12 protein-coding genes are annotated in these 16,980 nt (G+C 64.8%); 6 read left to right on the top strand and 6 right to left on the bottom strand.

Features of this window, described 5'->3' with window-relative positions; all coding sequences use genetic code 11:
- Window positions 1-3: 3 nt before the first annotated feature.
- Genes EYE42_RS07025 through EYE42_RS07015 form a run of 3 tightly spaced genes read left to right on the top strand, consistent with a single transcriptional unit; the run spans window position 4 to window position 6,616 of the window.
- Window positions 4-3,348 (top strand): transglutaminase family protein, encoded by a 3,345-nt coding sequence (locus tag EYE42_RS07025; protein WP_130990605.1) that lies wholly within the window; start codon window positions 4-6, stop codon window positions 3,346-3,348.
- The gene (locus tag EYE42_RS07020; RefSeq protein ID WP_130990604.1) at window positions 3,348-5,738 is read left to right on the top strand and encodes a circularly permuted type 2 ATP-grasp protein; all 2,391 of its coding nucleotides are present in this window, start codon (window positions 3,348-3,350) and stop codon (window positions 5,736-5,738) included. Before EYE42_RS07025 ends, EYE42_RS07020 begins: the two co-directional genes overlap by 1 nt.
- Window positions 5,738-6,616 carry a transglutaminase family protein gene (locus EYE42_RS07015; RefSeq protein ID WP_130990603.1) on the top strand — a complete coding sequence of 293 codons (879 nt, stop codon included), beginning with the start codon at window positions 5,738-5,740 and terminating at the stop codon, window positions 6,614-6,616. Before EYE42_RS07020 ends, EYE42_RS07015 begins: the two co-directional genes overlap by 1 nt.
- A gap of 65 nt (window positions 6,617-6,681) precedes the next feature.
- On the opposite strand, the gene glnA is transcribed toward EYE42_RS07015, so the two are convergent.
- Together glnA and EYE42_RS07005 are read right to left on the bottom strand one after the other, a co-directional pair.
- On the bottom strand, window positions 6,682-8,088 hold the full coding sequence (gene glnA, locus EYE42_RS07010) for a type I glutamate--ammonia ligase (protein ID WP_130990602.1): 1,407 nt from the start codon (window positions 8,086-8,088) through the stop codon (window positions 6,682-6,684).
- A gap of 80 nt (window positions 8,089-8,168) precedes the next feature.
- Window positions 8,169-8,507, bottom strand: coding sequence for a P-II family nitrogen regulator (locus EYE42_RS07005; protein WP_130990601.1), 339 nt, complete (start codon window positions 8,505-8,507; stop codon window positions 8,169-8,171).
- Window positions 8,508-8,661: 154 nt separating this feature from the next.
- Between EYE42_RS07005 and EYE42_RS07000 the strand changes: the two genes are divergently transcribed.
- Window positions 8,662-10,254: an NAD(P)H-hydrate dehydratase gene (locus EYE42_RS07000; RefSeq protein WP_130990600.1), complete on the top strand. Its 1,593-nt coding sequence runs from the start codon at window positions 8,662-8,664 to the stop codon at window positions 10,252-10,254.
- On the opposite strand, the gene nrdF is transcribed toward EYE42_RS07000, so the two are convergent.
- The 4 genes from nrdF to nrdH all read right to left on the bottom strand — a co-directional run bounded on the left by nrdF (window position 10,203) and on the right by nrdH (window position 14,002).
- On the bottom strand, window positions 10,203-11,174 hold the full coding sequence (gene nrdF, locus EYE42_RS06995) for a class 1b ribonucleoside-diphosphate reductase subunit beta (RefSeq protein WP_130990599.1): 972 nt from the start codon (window positions 11,172-11,174) through the stop codon (window positions 10,203-10,205). The genes EYE42_RS07000 and nrdF overlap by 52 nt on opposite strands.
- Window positions 11,175-11,251: 77 nt before the next feature.
- Window positions 11,252-13,375, bottom strand: a complete 2,124-nt coding sequence (gene nrdE, locus EYE42_RS06990) for a class 1b ribonucleoside-diphosphate reductase subunit alpha (protein ID WP_130990598.1) — start codon at window positions 13,373-13,375, stop codon at window positions 11,252-11,254.
- Window positions 13,360-13,773: a class Ib ribonucleoside-diphosphate reductase assembly flavoprotein NrdI gene (gene nrdI / locus EYE42_RS06985; protein WP_130990597.1), complete on the bottom strand. Its 414-nt coding sequence runs from the start codon at window positions 13,771-13,773 to the stop codon at window positions 13,360-13,362. Before nrdI ends, nrdE begins: the two co-directional genes overlap by 16 nt.
- A gap of 7 nt (window positions 13,774-13,780) precedes the next feature.
- Window positions 13,781-14,002: a glutaredoxin-like protein NrdH gene (gene nrdH, locus EYE42_RS06980; protein WP_130990596.1), complete on the bottom strand. Its 222-nt coding sequence runs from the start codon at window positions 14,000-14,002 to the stop codon at window positions 13,781-13,783.
- 483 nt (window positions 14,003-14,485) lie between these two features.
- On the opposite strand from nrdH, the gene EYE42_RS06975 reads away from it, so the two are divergent.
- Together EYE42_RS06975 and EYE42_RS06970 are read left to right on the top strand one after the other, a co-directional pair.
- Window positions 14,486-15,718, top strand: a complete 1,233-nt coding sequence (locus EYE42_RS06975; protein ID WP_130990595.1) for an aromatic ring-hydroxylating oxygenase subunit alpha — start codon at window positions 14,486-14,488, stop codon at window positions 15,716-15,718.
- An 8-nt stretch (window positions 15,719-15,726) separates the two neighbouring features.
- Window positions 15,727-16,803 (top strand): FAD-binding oxidoreductase, encoded by a 1,077-nt coding sequence (locus tag EYE42_RS06970; protein ID WP_130990594.1) that lies wholly within the window; start codon window positions 15,727-15,729, stop codon window positions 16,801-16,803.
- The last annotated feature ends 177 nt before the right edge of the window (window positions 16,804-16,980 follow it).

Here is a 16,980-nt window from a genome sequence, read left to right as displayed (position 1 = left end):
CGCATGTCGATCAAGGCCAGCATCTATCACCTGACGCATTACAAATACGACCGTCCGGTGGTCCTTGGCCCTCAGGTGATCCGGCTGCGTCCCGCGCCCCATTCGCGCACCCGCGTCATCTCGCATTCGCTGAAGGTCACGCCCGAAGGCCATTTCGTGAACCACCAGCAGGACCCGTTCGGCAACTGGCTGGCGCGGTTCGTCTTTCCCGAACCCGTCCGCGAACTGAAGATCGAGGTCGATCTGGTCGCGGACATGACCGTCTATAACCCGTTCGATTTTTTCGTCGAGGACAGCGCGGAAGAATGGCCCTTCGACTATGCCCCCGAACTGGCCGAGGAACTGGTCCCCTACCGTGCCATCGAACCGGCCGGCCCGCTGCTGCAAAAGCTGCTGGACAGCATCCCGCGGACCGCGACCCGCACCGTCGATTTCTTGGTGGCGCTGAACGCGCGCATCGCGGCCGAGACCACCTATACCATCCGAATGGAGCCCGGCGTGCAGACGCCCGAGGAAACGCTGGCCCTGCGCAGCGCGTCCTGCCGCGATTCAAGCTGGCTGCTGGTCAATGCGCTGCGCCACCTGGGCTTTGCCGCGCGCTTCGTGTCGGGATACCTGATCCAGTTGAAGCCCGACCTCAAGGCGCTTGACGGCCCCTCGGGGACCGAACAGGATTTCACCGACCTGCACGCCTGGGCCGAGGTGTATCTGCCCGGCGCGGGCTGGATCGGGCTGGACCCGACCTCCGGCCTGTTGACCGGGGAAAGCCATATCCCGCTGGCCGCCGCGCCCCATTACCGGTCCTGCGCCCCCATCAGCGGCATGGCCAGCTTTGCCGAGGTCGATTTCGACTTCGACATGCAGGTCCGCCGCGTGGCCGAACATCCGCGCATCACCAAGCCCTTCAGCGACGATGCCTGGACCGACCTGAACCGGCTGGGCCATCAGGTCGATGCGGCCCTGCGCGACGGCGACGTGCGCCTGACCATGGGCGGAGAGCCGACCTTCGTATCCATCGACGATTTCGAATCCGCCGAATGGAACACCGATGCGGTCGGCCCCACCAAACGACATTGCGCCGACGTGCTGATCCGCAAGCTGCGCAACCGGTTCGCCCCAAACGGTTTCCTGCATTACGGCCAGGGCAAATGGTATCCGGGCGAAACGCTGCCTCGCTGGACCTTTTCGCTGTACTGGCGCCGCGACGGGCAGCCCGTCTGGCAGAACCCCGACCTGATCGCGCAGGAATCGGACGATGCCGCCGTGACGCCCCTGCAGGCGCAGGAACTGCTGCGCGAGATGGCCGCCGAACTGGGCGTTTCCGACGAAAACGTCATGCCCGCCTATGAGGATCCCGCCGAATGGCTGGTCCGCGAGGCGAACCTGCCCGCCAATGTCACGCCCGAAAATTCCAGGCTGGACGACCCCGAGGCGCGCCACCGCATCGCCGCCGTCTTCGACCGCGGCCTGACCACGCCCACCGGCTTTGTGCTGCCGGTGCAAAGCTGGCAGTCCAAGGCAGGGTTGAAATGGTATTCCGAACGCTGGCGGCTGCGGCGGAGCCATGTGTTCCTGGTCCCCGGCGACAGCCCGGTGGGATACCGCCTGCCGCTGAACGCGCTGCCCTGGCTGCCGCCGTCGGTCTATCCCTATATCAATCCCGCCGATCCGGCGGCGGAACGCGCGCCCTTGCCGGACCCCGCGCCGGTGGCCCCGCATCGAAAGTCACAGGCGATGGCCAGTTTCGTGCAGACCGGTCCGGTGCAGGATGTCAGCCAGCAGGGCCAGCCCTATCCGACAGGCGAAGGCACCCACGAACTGGAGGGGCTGGTGCGGACCGCGCTGTCGGTCGAACCCAGGAACGGGCGGCTGTGCGTCTTCATGCCGCCGGTCGCCACGCTGGAGGAATACCTGGACCTGCTGCACGCGGTCGAGGCCGCGGCCCTGCGGCTGGGGCTGAAGGTCCATGTCGAGGGCTATGGGCCCCCGCAGGATCCGCGCCTGAACGTGATCCGCGTGGCCCCCGACCCCGGCGTGATCGAGGTGAACATCCACCCCGCTGCCGATTGGGACGATTGCGTGGCAATCACCCAGGGCGTCTATGAGGACGCGCGCCAGTCGCGGCTTGGCGCGGAAAAGTTCATGATCGACGGCAAGCATACCGGCACCGGCGGGGGCAATCATGTGGTCGTGGGCGGCGCCACCCCCGACGACAGTCCGTTCCTGCGCCGTCCCGACCTGCTGGCCAGCCTGATCCTGCACTGGAACCGGCATCCCTCGCTGTCCTATCTGTTCTCGGGCCTGTTCATCGGCCCCACCTCGCAGGCGCCCCGGATCGACGAGGCGCGGCACGATTCGCTGTACGAACTGGAAATCGCGCTGGCGCAGATCCCCTCGCCGGATCGCGGCACGCCGCCCCTGCCCTGGCTGACCGACCGGCTGCTGCGCAACATCCTGACCGACGTGACCGGCAACACGCATCGCGCCGAAATCTGCATCGACAAGATGTATTCCCCCGACGGTCCCACCGGCCGCCTGGGCCTGGTCGAGTTCCGCGGCTTCGAGATGCCGCCCGACCCGCGGATGAGCCTTGCCCAGCAACTGCTGCTGCGCGCCCTGATCGTGCGGTTCTGGAAGACGCCGGCCACCGGCGATCTGACCCGCTGGGGCACGGCGCTGCACGACCGCTTCATGCTGCCGCATTTCGTCTGGGCCGATTTCCGCGATGTGCTGCGCGACCTGACCGACCACGGCTTTCCCATGCAGCAGGACTGGTTCAAGGCCCAGGCCGAGTTCCGGTTTCCCTTCTGCGGCGAGGTCGAATACGAGGGGGTGCACCTGGAACTGCGCCAGGCGCTGGAACCCTGGCACGTCCTGGGCGAAACTGGCGCCATTGGGGGCACGGTGCGATACACCGACAGTTCGATCGAACGGTTGCAGGTCAAGCTGTCGGCGGCGGACCCGTCGCGATATCAGGTGCTGTGCAACGGGCGCCCGGCACCGCTGACCGACGCGGGCGGGGGCGAATCCGTGGCGGGCATCCGCTTCAAGGCGTGGCAGCCCGCGTCCGCCATGCACCCGGTCCTGCCCGTCGATGCGCCGCTGACATTCGACATCTTCGACACTTGGTCGAACCGCCCATTGGGGGGCTGCGTGTATCATGTCGCCCATCCCGGCGGGCGCAATTACGACACCTTCCCGGTGAACGGAAACGAGGCCGAGGCCCGCAGGCTGGCGCGCTTTGCGCCCCACGGCCACCGCCCCGGCCATGGCCATGCGGTCAGGGCCGAACGCATCCACCGCGAATTCCCGCTGACGCTGGATCTGCGCCGCGCGCCGGGGGTGTGATGGCGGGCGAACGGGCGCATTCCGTGCGGACATCGCGGACAGCGGGCTATCGCCCCCTGCCCGGTGTCCCGGACGAGATGATGGCACCCGACGGAAATATCAGACCGCTGTGGGGGCGGCTGGTCGCGCATCTTGACCGGCTGGACGACGAACGCCTGGCCCGCGACCTGTCGCGCGCCGACCGCTATCTGCTGGACAGCGGTGTGTTCTATCGCCAGTACGGCGCCGGCCAATCGGTCGAGCGTCCCTGGCCGCTGAGCCATATCCCCGTCCTGCTGGCCGAGGACGAATGGCAGGACATCGGCCAGGCGCTGCGTCAACGCGCCGACCTGCTGGAACGGTTGATCGCCGATCTTTACGGCCCGAACGACCTGGTGGCTTCGGGGCGGCTGCCGGCGGCACTGATCGCGGGCAATCCCGAATGGTTGCGACCGATGGTGGGCATCCGGCCGCGCGGCGGGCATTTCCTGCATTTCCTCGCCTTCGAACTGGGGCGCGGCCCGGATGGCAAGTGGTGGGTGCTGGCCGACCGGACGCAGGCGCCTTCGGGGGCGGGCTATGCGCTGGAAAACCGGGTCGCCACCACGCGGGCCTTTTCCGAACTGTTTCCCGACGAGAACGTCCATCGCCTGGCAGGATTTTTTCGCGATTTCCGCGATGCCTTGCAGGAACAGAACCATGACCCCGACAGCCGGGTGGCGATCCTCACTCCCGGCCCGATGAACGAGACCTATTTCGAACACGCCTATATTGCCCGATACCTGGGCTTCCTGCTGCTGGAAGGCGATGACCTGTGCGTGGCAGGCGGGCGGCTGATGGTGCGCACCGTGCAGGGATTGCGGCCCGTCGAGGTGATCTGGCGGCGGCTGGACGGGCATTTCGCCGACCCGCTGGAACTGGACTCGGCCTCGCGCATCGGCACGCCGGGCATGATGGCCGCCCTGCGCGCGGGCTCTGTCACCATGGTCAACGCCCTGGGGTCGGGCATTCTGGAAACCCGCGCGCTGATGGCGTTCCTGCCCAAGCTGGCGCCCGATCTGGCGGGGGGGCCGCTGGCCATGCCCAATATCGCGACCTGGTGGTGCGGCAATGCGACGGCGCGGGCCGCCGTGCGCGACGCGCCGGGGCGCATGGTGCTGGCCGATGCCCTGACCACGCGCCTGCCCTTTGACCCCAGCGACGACCTAACCCGTGCATCCAGCCTGACGCCAGAGGAACTGAACCGGATGCTGTCGGCGCGCGGCGGCGATCTTGTGGCGCAAGAGACCGTCACCCTGTCCACGACCCCCGCCCTCGTGGATGGCGTCCTGGTGCCGCGCCCCATGACGTTGCGCGTCTATCTGGCCCGCACCCCCGGCGGTTGGGCGGTCATGCCGGGCGGATTTGCCCGGATCGGGACGGGACCGGATGCCTCGGCCATCGCCATGCAGGACGGCGGCGCGGCGGCGGATGTCTGGGTGCCGGGCCGGGGGCGGGTGCCGGTCATCACCATGACCCGCCCGATGGGGGCCGCCGCCGACAGCCGGCCCCTGCCCGGCGGCCTGCCCGCCCGCGCGGCCGACAATCTGTTCTGGCTGGGCCGCTATGTCGAACGGGCCGAAGGCGTGGTGCGCCTGATGCGGGCCTATCACACCCGTCTGGCGGAATCGGGCAAATCCGGATCGGACCTGTTGCCGGGCTTCGACCCCCTGTTCCGGCAGATGGGAATCGATCCGCGCGCGGCCATTCCCCGGCGGCTTCTGGACAATCTGGCCGCCGCCATCGGCAGCGCCGGCAACGTCCGCGACCGCTTTTCCCCCGACGCATGGTCGGCCCTGCTGGACATCGACCGCAGCGCCCGTCGCATGGCCCCGCAGGTGGCGCCCGGCGACGACGCGGCCCGCGCGCTCAGCGCGCTGCTGCGCAAGCTGGCGGGTATCTCGGGCCTTGTGCATGAAAACATGTATCGCTTTGTCGGCTGGCGGTTCCTGACCATCGGCCGGCTGCACGAACGCGCCATGAGCATGGCCGCATTGCTGGCGGTGCTGTGCGATCCCAAGGCGCCCGAGGGGGCGCTGGATCTGGCGATCGAGGTTGGCGACAGCGTTCTGACCCATCGCCGCCGCTTCGTGCTGAACGCGTCGCGCGCAACGGTAATCGACCTTCTGGCGCTGGACCCGATGAACCCCCGCGCGCTGCGCTATCAGGTCGATTGCCTGCGCGAACAGGTGGACCTGCTGCCCGCCGCGAATACCGACGGCGCCCTGTCGCCGCTGGCCCGCCAGGCCTTGCGCCTGCATGCCGATCTTGCCACCAGCGATCCCGATGCCCTGACGACCGAGGCGCTGTGGGACCTGCGTGCCCGCCTTGCCAGCCTGTCCGATGTCCTGACCACGACCTATTTCCACTGATGCTGTATCGCCTGCGCCTGTCCATCCGCTATGCCTTTGCCCGGCCGACCGGCGCGGGGCGGCAATTGCTGCGCATTAGCCCGGCCGACCTGCCCGGCCTGCAGGAGGTCCAGCAGACCCGCATCGCCGTGACCCCGCTGCCCACGGAACGGGGCGGCTTTGTCGATTTCTTCGGCAACGAGGTGACGGAACTGGCCCTGCCGGCCGGCCTGACGCAGGTGCGATTCGACATGACCGGCCGGGTGCTGCGGCTGGCCGAGGAAACCGAACTGGACCTGTCCGCCGCTGCCCGCAGCCTTGCCGCCGATCTGGACCAGATCGCTGATCTTGGTCCCCATTCTCCGCTGCATTTCCTGCGCGCCTCGCCGCGCATTCCGCTGGCCGCCGATATCGCGGCCTTTGCCGGCGCCGCCTGCGCCGAGGCCCGGACCGTGCGCCAGCAGGTCGAGTCCTTGGGCCGGGCGATCCACGGCCACATGCGTTTCGACGCCCGCGCGACCGAGGTGGACACCCCCATTGCCGACTCGTTTGCCGGGCGGCACGGGGTCTGCCAGGATTTCTCGCAGATCATGATCTCGGGTCTGCGGTCGCTGGGCATTCCGGCGGCCTATGTGTCGGGCTTTCTGCGCACGATCCCGCCCCCCGGGAGGCCCCGGCTGGAGGGTGCCGATGCCATGCACGCCTGGGTCCGGGCCTGGACCGGCGCCGAGGCCGGATGGTGCGAATACGACCCGACGAACCGCTGTTTCGTGGGCGCAGATCACGTCACCATCGGCTATGGCCGCGACTATGGCGACGTGGCGCCGGTCACGGGGTCGATGCGGCTGGCGGGATCCCAGTCAGGCAGCCACAGCGTCGACATCGCGACCGAGGACTGAACAGGGCAGCCGCAAGGAAAAAAGGCGCCCCGCAGGGCGCCTTTCCCGATCACTGTCCCCGGCTGTCAGCAGCTATAATACATCGCGTATTCGATGGGATGGGGGGTATGCTCATAGGCATAGACCTCTTCCCATTTCAGCTTGATATAAGCGTCCAACTGATCGCGGGTGAACACATCGCCCGCCAGCAGGAAGTCCATGTCCTTTTCCAGTTCTTCCAGCGCCTCGCGCAGCGAACCGCAGACGGTCGGGATTTCGGCCAGTTCCTCGGGCGGCAGGTCGTACAGATCCTTGTCCGACGCGGGGCCTGGATCGATCCGGTTCTTGATCCCGTCCAGGCCCGCCATCAGCAGCGCGGCAAAGGCCAGATAGGGGTTGGCCGCCGGATCGGGGAAACGCGCCTCGACGCGCTTGGCCTTGGGTGATTCCGTCCACGGAATCCGCACGCAGCCCGACCGGTTGCGGGCGGAATAGGCCCGCAGCACCGGCGCCTCAAAACCCGGGATCAGCCGCTTGTAGCTGTTGGTCGAAGGGTTGGTCAGCGCGTTCAGCGCCTTGGCGTGCTTGAGGATGCCGCCGATGAAATACAGCGCCTCCTGGCTCAGGTCGGCATATTTGTCGCCCGCGAACAGCGGCTTGCCGTCCTTCCAGATCGACATGTTGACATGCATCCCCGACCCGTTGTCGCCCTTCATGGGCTTGGGCATGAACGTCACCGACTTGCCATAGGCGTGGGCCACGTTGTGGATGACGTATTTGTATTTCTGGATGTTGTCGGCCTGTTCGGTCAGCGACCCGAAGATCAGCCCCAGTTCGTGCTGCGCGGAGGCCACCTCATGATGGTGCTTGTCCACCTTCATGCCCATCCGCTTCATGGTGGACAGCATCTCGCCGCGGATGTCCTGGGCCGCGTCGATGGGGTTGACCGGGAAATAGCCGCCCTTGTGACCCGCGCGATGGCCCTGGTTGCCCATCTCGTATTCGGTGTCGGTGTTCCAGGCGGCGTCGGTCGCGTCGATCTGGTAGGATACCTTCTGCGGCGTGACCTGATAACGCACGTCGTCAAAGATGAAGAACTCGGCCTCGGGTCCGAAATAGGCCGCGTCGCCGATGCCCGACGATTTCAGATAGGCCTCGGCCTTGACGGCGGTGCCCCGCGGATCGCGGGCATAGGCCTCGCCCGTGTCGGGTTCGACCACGTTGCAGTGCACGCACAGGGTCTTTTCGGCATAGAACGGGTCGATATAGGCCGAGGCGGGATCGGGCATCAGCTTCATGTCGGACTGGTCGATCGACTTCCACCCGGCGATGGACGATCCGTCGAACATGAAGCCTTCCTCGAAGAAGTCCTCGTCGATCAGATCCACATCCAGTGTCACATGCTGAAGCTTGCCCTTGGGATCGGTAAAGCGGACGTCCACATAAGAGACCTCCTCGTCCTTGAGCAGCTTCAAGACGTCATTGACTTTCATCTCTTCCCTTTCTTCGTGAATGCGGCCCGGTCGTCATGGCGCCGGGCACGAAAGTCCTGTTGGGATGGCTGTTCTTGTGATCAGACAGCGTCGTCGCCGGTTTCACCCGTGCGGATGCGGATTGCCTGCTCGACAGACGAAACGAATATCTTGCCGTCGCCGATCTTTTCGGTGCGGGCGGCGCTGACGATGGCGTCCACTGCGGCTTCCACCTGGTCATCGGGAAGGACCATCTCGATCTTGACCTTGGGAAGGAAGTCCACCACGTATTCCGCGCCGCGATACAGTTCGGTGTGGCCCTTCTGGCGGCCAAAGCCCTTGACCTCGGTGACGGAAAGACCCTGCACGCCCACTTCCTGAAGCGCCTCCTTCACATCGTCCAGCTTGAACGGCTTGATGATCGCCTCGACCTTCTTCATCGCAATGATCCTTCCTCGCGGCTTGCCTGAAGCCTGATTGGCGGGTTTCATCGTATGGGTAAACGGGGCGCGGGGCGGATTGCACGCGCTTTCCGATGCGGCAGGATAGACTGCCTGTTTTTTGTGCTGTTAGGTTAATAAAAAGGCAGAAACCATGCTGAACGGCACCGAAGTCCTGACGACCGCCCAAATGCGCGCCATCGAATCCGCAGCCATGGCCAGCGGCGCGGTGACGGGGCTGGACCTGATGGAACGGGCGGGGGCGGGGGCGGCAGGGATCATCCTGAACCAGTATCCTTCAGCCAGGACCGCCTTGGTGCTTTGCGGGCCGGGGAACAACGGCGGTGACGGCTTTGTCGTGGCCCGCCACCTGCATCATGCAGGTCTGGACGTTCGGGTCGGGGCGGCAATCGGGCCACGCCACATGCCCCTGGACGCGCGCACGATGGGTCATCTTTGGCTGCAACTTGGCCCGATTTCAGCCTTGACATGCGACGTCATGAAAGATCGCGAATTTCCACCAGACCTCGTGATTGATGCGGTTTTCGGAACCGGGCTGACACGTCCCCCGACGGGAGAGTTGGCGCTTGTCCTGAAGGAGACGACCTGCCTTCATGCGGGTGTCTGGGGGCACCATGCGCCTGCCATCGTCTCGCTGGACTGCCCGTCCGGCCTTGATCTCGACACGGGCAATCCGCTGATCCGTGGACAGCCCCTTATGGGCGCATCGGCAATTCCTTTGCCCGAATTGACCATCACGTTCCACAGCCTCAAGCCCGGCCATCTGCTCGCCGATGGACCCGAATATTGCGGCCGTGTCGAAATTGTCGATATCGGCTTGCATGGTTCCAGGGCCATCATCAAGGTCGCTTTCCCGCAGTGGGAGTCCCTCCGGAAGCCGCCGGGTCACAAATTCAGCCATGGCCATGCGTTGATTCTGGCAGGCGGACAGGCGGGCGCGGCGCGACTGGCAGGACGGGCGGCCTTGCGGATCGGCGCAGGATTGGTCACCCTGTGTCCGCCGGAACCGATCGCGCCGATGCCACCCGATGCCCTGATGACGCATCCCATCGACACGCCCTTGGCCTTGGAAGACGTGCTTCGTGACGAACGCATTCGTGCCATTTGCGCCGGGCCGGGCCTGGGGACGGGGCGCGCCAAAGACATGGTTCCGGCGATCCTGAAGTCGCGCCGGGCAGCCGTTCTGGATGCCGACGCGCTGACGGCCTTTGCCGACGATCCCCGTGAACTGTTCAAGCTTATGCACGAACGCGTGGTCATGACCCCCCACATGGGAGAGTTCGGACGGCTTTTCCCCGATCTGGCAATCCGCCTTCAGGAAGACGCCCGCTATTCCAAGCTTGCGGCGGCACAGGATGCCGCGAACCGATCCGGGGCCGTCGTTCTTCTTAAAGGGCCGGACACGGTGATAGCCGTGCCCTCAGGTAGGCCTGTGTCCACGCATCAAGTTACAGAAGCCGTGATCCATCGCGCCGACGATGTGCCATGGCTGGCCACCGCAGGTGCGGGCGATGTTTTGGCGGGCATCATCACTGGCCTGCTGGCACGCCAGAAGCAACCGCTGGAGGCTGCCGCCCTGGCGGTGTGGCTTCACGCCCAGGCCGCGCGCCTGTTTGGCCCCGGCCTGATCGCCGACGACCTGCCCGACATGATCCCCGCAGTCCTGCGCGGGCTTCAGAAATCCCAGTCCTCGTCCTCGGTCGCGACCGCCTTGCCGATGACATAGGACGACCCGGACCCGCTGAAGAAGTCGTGGTTCTCGCTGTCGGGCGACAACGCAGCTAGGATCGCCGGGTTCACCTCGCAGACCTGGGGCGGGAAAAGGGCTTCATAACCAAGGTTCTGCAAGGCCTTGTTCGCGTTGTAATGCAGGAATGCCTTCACGTCTTCGGTCAGCCCGATGCCGTCGTAAAGTTCGGCCGTGTATTTCTGCTCGATGTCGTAAAGCTCGAACATCAGCGAAAAGGCAAAGTCCTTCAGTTCCGCCCGCCGCGCTTCGTCCACACGCTCCAGCCCCCGCTGGAACTTGTAGCCGACATAGTATCCATGCACCGCCTCGTCGCGGATGATCAGGCGGATCAGGTCGGCGGTGTTGGTCAGCTTGGCGCGCGACGACCAGTACATCGGCAGATAAAAGCCCGAATAGAACAGGAAGCTTTCCAGAAAGACCGATGCGATCTTGCGCTTCAGCGGATCGGCCCCGGCCTTGTATTCGTCCAGGATCAGCCGCGCCTTGGCTTGCAGATGCGGGTTCTCCTCGGCCCAGCGGAACGCCTCGTCCACCTCCCTGGTCAGGCACAGGGTCGAGAAGATCGAGGAATAGGACCGCGCGTGAACCGCCTCCATGAAGGCGATGTTGGACAGCACCGCCTCCTCGTGCGGGGTGATCGCGTCGGGCATCAGCGACGGCGCGCCCACGGTGTTCTGCACCGTGTCCAGCAGCGTCAGCCCGGTAAAGACCCGGATCGTCAGTTCCCGTTCCGCCGGGCGCAGCGTCGCCCAGCTTTGCACGTCATTGGACAGCGGCACCTTTTCCGGCAGCCAGAAGTTCACCGTCAGCCGGTTCCAGACCTCCAGATCCTTCTCGTCGTCCAGGCGGTTCCAGTTGATCGCGCGTGCGACCGCCTGCATCTGCTGATCCTTCATGGCGAAGAACCCCTTTCACTTTGGCTCAAATATCCGATGGGGGTCCGGGGGGTGTGACACCCCCGGCGCGGCGGTTCTTACAACGTGCAGGACACGCAGCCCTGGACCTCGGTCCCCTCCAGCGCGGTCTGCCGCAGGCGGATGTAGTAGATCGTCTTGATACCCTTCTTCCAGGCATAGATCTGGGCGCGGTTGATGTCGCGGGTGGTCGCCTCGGCCGGGAAGAACAGCGTCAGCGACAGGCCCTGGTCCACATGCTCGGTCGCGGCGGCATAGGTGTCGATGATCGCCTCGGGGCCGATCTCGTAGGCGTCGCGATAGTATTCCAGATTCTCGTTCGACATGAAGGCGGCGGGGTAATAGACCCGGCCGATCTTGCCTTCCTTGCGGATCTCGATCTTGCTGACGATCGGGTGGATCGAGCTGGTCGAGTTGTTGATATAGCTGATCGACCCGGTCGGCGGCACCGCCTGAAGATTGCGGTTATACAGCCCGTGCGCCATCACATCGGCCTTCAGCGCGGCCCAGTCGTCGCGGGTGGGCAGGGTCACGCCATCGAACACCCGCGCGACATCGGGCAGCGTGGGCAGCCAGTCCCGGTCGATGTATTTGTCGAAAAAGGTGCCGTCGGCGTATTTCGATTTCTCGAAATCCTTGAAGGTCTGGCCGTGCTCCTGCGCCAGCAGTTTCGAGGCCCGGATCGCATGAAACGCCACGGCCGCGAAATAGACCGAGGTGAACTCGACTCCTGCGGGCGACCCGTAATGGATCCTCTCGCGCGCCAGGAACCCGTGCAGGTTCATCTGGCCCAGGCCCACGGCATGGGCCTCGTCGTTGCCGCGACGGATCGACGGCACGGCGTCGATGGCCGACATTTCCGACACGGCGGTCAGCGCGCGGATCGCGGCCTCGATGGTGGCGCCGAAATCCGGGCCGTCCATGGTCGCCGCGATGTTTAGCGAACCCAGATTGCATGAAATATCAGTGCCCAGGCGGGAATAGCTCAGATCCTCGTTGAACTCGGATGCCTCGTTCACCTGCAGGATTTCGCTGCACAGGTTCGACATGGTGATGCGCCCGTGCACCGGGTTGGCGCGGTTCACCGTGTCCTCGAACATGATGTAGGGATAGCCGGATTCGAACTGGATTTCCGCGATGGTCTGGAAGAATTCGCGGGCGTTGATCTTGCGCTTCTTGATGCGTTTGTCGTCCACCATCTCGGCGTATTTCTCGGTGACCGAAATGTCCGAAAACGGCACCCCATAAACCTTTTGCACGTCATGGGGCGAAAACAGATACATGTCGGCGTTCTTCTTGGCCAGTTCGAAGGTGATGTCGGGGATCACCACGCCCAGGCTCAGCGTCTTGATGCGGATCTTCTCGTCCGCATTCTCGCGCTTGGTGTCGAGGAAGCGCATGATGTCGGGGTGATGGGCGTTCAGATAGACCGCCCCGGCGCCCTGCCGCGCGCCCAACTGGTTGGCATAGGAAAAGCTGTCTTCCAGCAGCTTCATGACCGGGATCACGCCCGAGGACTGGTTCTCGATCCCCTTGATGGGGGCGCCCGCCTCGCGCAGGTTCGTCAGCATCAGCGCCACCCCGCCGCCGCGTTTCGACAGTTGCAACGCGGAATTGATGGATCGGCCGATGGACTCCATGTTGTCCTCGATCCGCAGCAGGAAGCACGAGATCAGCTCGCCCCGCGACTTCTTGCCCGCGTTCAGAAAGGTGGGGGTCGCGGGCTGAAAACGGCCCGACAGCATTTCCTCCATGAAACGCATGGCCAGCGCCTCGTCGCCCCGCGCCAGCGTCAGCGCGACCATGACCATCCGGTCCTCGTAGCGTTCCAGGTAACGCTGGCCGTCGCGGGTCTTCAGAGTATAGCTGGTGTAATACTTGAACGCGCCCAGGAAAGTCGGAAACCGGAACTTGCGGGCATAGGCGGCATCCCAGATGGCCCGCTGGAAATTCTTGGAATACTGGTCCAGCACCTCGGGCTCGTAATAGCCCTCGTCCACCAGATAGCGCAGCTTTTCGTCCAGATTGTGGAAGAACACCGTGTTCTGGTTCACGTGCTGCAGGAAATACTGCCGGGCGGCCATGCGGTCGGCGTCGAACCGGATGCGGCCGTCGGCATCATACAGGTTCAGCATCGCGTTCAGCGCGTGATAGTCCAGTTCCGGTTTCAAACCGTCAAGCATTCCATCCCCCGGAAGTGTTGCAGGCCCGCACGGACCTTTTGAATATCGGTGTCGGTCCCCGCCAGTTCGAATCGCCACAGGACAGGCACAGTGCATTTGTCGGCGATGACACGGGCCGACAGCGCAAAGGTCGCGCCGAAATTGCGGTTGCCCGCGCCGATCACACCTTGCAGCAGGTCGCGTCGGCGGGGATCGTTCAGGAACCGGATCACCTGCTTTGGCACCGCGCCCCGCCCCTGCCCGTCCGAATAGGTCGGGCAGATCAGCACGAAAGGCGCCTCGATGGCCGGCATCGGTTCGGCAGGCCGGATCGGAATCCGCAGCGCGGGCAGGCCAAGACGCGCGACAAACCGCGCGGTGTTGCCCGAGGCCGAGGAGAAGAAGACCACACCCGCCATGCGCCGGTCAGGCCAACTGGCCGATCATGTCGGGCCGGAACCCTGCCCAATGCGCGTCCCCCGCGATGACCACAGGGGCCTGGCGATAGCCCAGCGCCGTCACCCGTTCCATCGCCTGATCGTCCTCGGTCAGGTCGATCACATCATAGGACAGGCCGCGCGCATCAAGGGCGCGGGTCGTGGCGGTGCACTGCACGCAGGCGGGTTTGGAATACACGATGATGGTCATGTCCTGCTCCTCATTGTTGCCGGGCGGCATGCGTCAGGGATCGGGCCCGCGATCATCGCAAGCCTGGTGTCCCGGACCCGCTGGCCGGTGTCGTTTTCGATGTCACGGCCGCTTCGGCCCTTTGCGGTCCGGGTCAGATTGCCGCGCCAGCCAGGGGCTTGCAAACGGCTTGGAACCCGAAGGATCACACGCTCTTTTCCGTTGTTGCAGAACAACCACAAGCTGTTCATTCACATTATCTGGTCAGCGGCGCGACCACAGCAACAATATATGGATCGGCAGACTGGTTCCAGAGCATGTGTCACATTTCCAGAGCAAGAAGCAAATTTGCTGTGGAAAACTTTTTGCCACGGCAGATCCGACGGACGATCCCGCAAGGCGGCATGTCTTTTTCGCGCCGCGCGATGTCGCAATTCGGCCACAATCGCGACCGGCTGTCGCTATTCTGCGGGCATAGCAGCCAGCACCTCCATGGGTCCAGACATGAACACCCTCTCGACCGCCAGCCTGATCGCAGAACGCATCCCCGGCTTTTCCCTGCCCCGCGAGTTGTATTGCGGGCAGCAGGCATTCCAGGACGACCTGGAACAGATCTGGTATCGCGAATGGCTTTTCGCCCTGCCCTCATGCGAGATTCCCAAGACCGGCAATTTCGTGACGCTGAACGTCGGCGCCTATCCCGTGATCGTGGTGCGCGGCGGCGACGGGCGGGTGCGGGCGTTCCACAATGTCTGCCGCCATCGCGGCCAGCGGCTGTGCGCCAAGACCAACGGGTCCAATCCCAGGCTGGTCTGCCCCTATCACCAGTGGACCTACGACCTGGACGGCAAGCTGCTGTATGCGCGCGACATGGGCGACGGGTTCGACGCCAGCAAATACGGGCTGAAGACTGTCCACTGCGTCGATCTGGGCGGGATGGTCTTTATCTGCCTGGCGCAGATCCCGCCCGCCATCAACGATCTGGCCGCGAACCTGACGCGCTATGTCCTGCCGTCGGGACTGGCCGACAGCAAGGTGGCCTTTTCCTCGACCATCGTCGAGAAGGGCAACTGGAAGCTGGTGATGGAAAACAACCGCGAATGCTATCACTGCAGCGGCTCGCACCCCTCGCTGTGCCGCACCTATTCGGACGATCCGCTGATGACGGTGATGGAGGGGCCGAACTCGGCCAGCCCCGAGATTCTGGACCACTGGGCGCGCTGCGACGCCGCCAATCTGCCGGCACGCTTCGTGAACACGCCCGACATGCAATGGCGCATGGCCCGCGTGCCGCTGATGGACAATCAGGAAAGCTTCACCATGTCGGGCAAGGCGGCGGTCTCGCAGCGCATGGGCTCGATCCCGTGGAATGACGCGGGCAGCCTGATGTTCTATCACTTCCCGTCGTCCTGGAACCACTTCCTGCCAGACCACGCCATCGTCTTCCGCATCCTGCCGATCAGCCCAACCGAAACCGAGGTCACGACCAAGTGGCTGGTCCACAAGGACGCGGTTGAGGGCAAGGATTACGACCTCAAGTCCCTGACCGAGGTGTGGCTGAACACCAACGACGAGGATCGCCGGGTGGTCGAGGAAAACCAGAAGGGCATCCTGTCGCCGGCCTATCAGCCCGGCCCCTATTCGCCCGCGCACGAGGCCGGGGTGATCCATCTGATCGACTGGTATTGCGGCCTGATGGCCCGCCGGCTGACCCCGACAAGCGTCGCGGCGGAGTAACGGGGCCAATGACGAAGCCACGCCTGAACTGGACCGCCGAGCCGTGGTCCGACGACGAACCGCTGGAATGCGCGATGGTGGTTCCCGAAACCGCGGACGCCGCCACCTTCACCTTCCGGGCGCCGTCGGGGGCGTGGTTCGATTACCAGCCGGGACAGTTCGTCACGCTGGACCTGCCGCTGCCGGGCGGCAATGTCCAGCGCACCTATACGATCAGTTCCAGCCCGTCGCGGCCGCTGTCGATCTCGGTCACGGTCAAGGCGCAGCGCACGTCGCTGGCGACCCGCTGGATGCTGGACCATTTGCGTCCGGGAATGCGGATCAAGGCCTATGGCCCGTCCGGGATCTTTTCCAGCCACCGCCATCCCGCCAAAAAGCATCTGTTCATCTCGGCCGGGTCCGGTGTCACGCCGATGATGTCGATGACCACCTGGGCCTGGGATTCGGGCGAGATGCCGGACATCGTGTTCGTGCACGCCGCCCGCGCGCCGTCCGAGATCATCTTCCGGCGCAGGCTGGAACAGTTCGCCGACCGGGTGCCCGGCCTGCAACTGCGATTCACGGTCGAGGAAAACGACCCCTTCACCGCCTGGACCGGCTATCTGGGACGGCTGAACCAGATCATGCTGGGTCTGATGGCCCCCGATTACCTGGAGCGCGAGGTGTTCTGCTGCGGGCCGGAACCGTTCATGCAGTCGGTGCGCGACATGCTGGTGTCGCTGGGCTATGACATGGACCATTACCATCAGGAAAGCTTCGGCGCCCCCATCAAGACCGAGGCCGATGCCCCCGTCATCGACGATATCGCCCCCGAGGAGGGCGCCAGGGCGCAGATCGTCTTTGCCGGCAGCGGCGTCACCGCCCCCTGCGCAGAAACCGACACCGTGCTGGCGGTGGCGAAACGGTCGGGGCTGAACATCCCGTCCGGCTGCACCTTTGGCCTGTGCGGCACCTGCAAGATCAGAAAGGTCTCGGGCGAGGTGCACATGGTCCACAACGGCGGCATCAGCGACGAGGACATCGCCGAGGGTTATATCCTGGCCTGCTGTTCGCACCCCATGGGACGCATCGAGGTCGAGGTCTGACGATCCGCCGTTCAATCCGATAACGGGAAAGTTGGGGCCGGACCGGGCCTTTTCCGGCGATGCGGCCTTGAACTCGGACAGGGCGAAAGGCATTCGGGTAAGGCTCCCGAATGGCTGGTCCTACCTGTTTCCGGTTGTTTGCGAAACAAGGCCCGGCACAGGCATGTTCGGGACACA

Origin of the sequence: Paracoccus subflavus (assembly GCF_004310345.1) — a bacterium.
Taxonomy (GTDB): domain Bacteria; phylum Pseudomonadota; class Alphaproteobacteria; order Rhodobacterales; family Rhodobacteraceae; genus Paracoccus; species Paracoccus subflavus.
The sequence above is the reverse complement of the archived record's forward strand: the minus strand, read 5'-3'. Positions and strand labels throughout refer to the sequence as shown.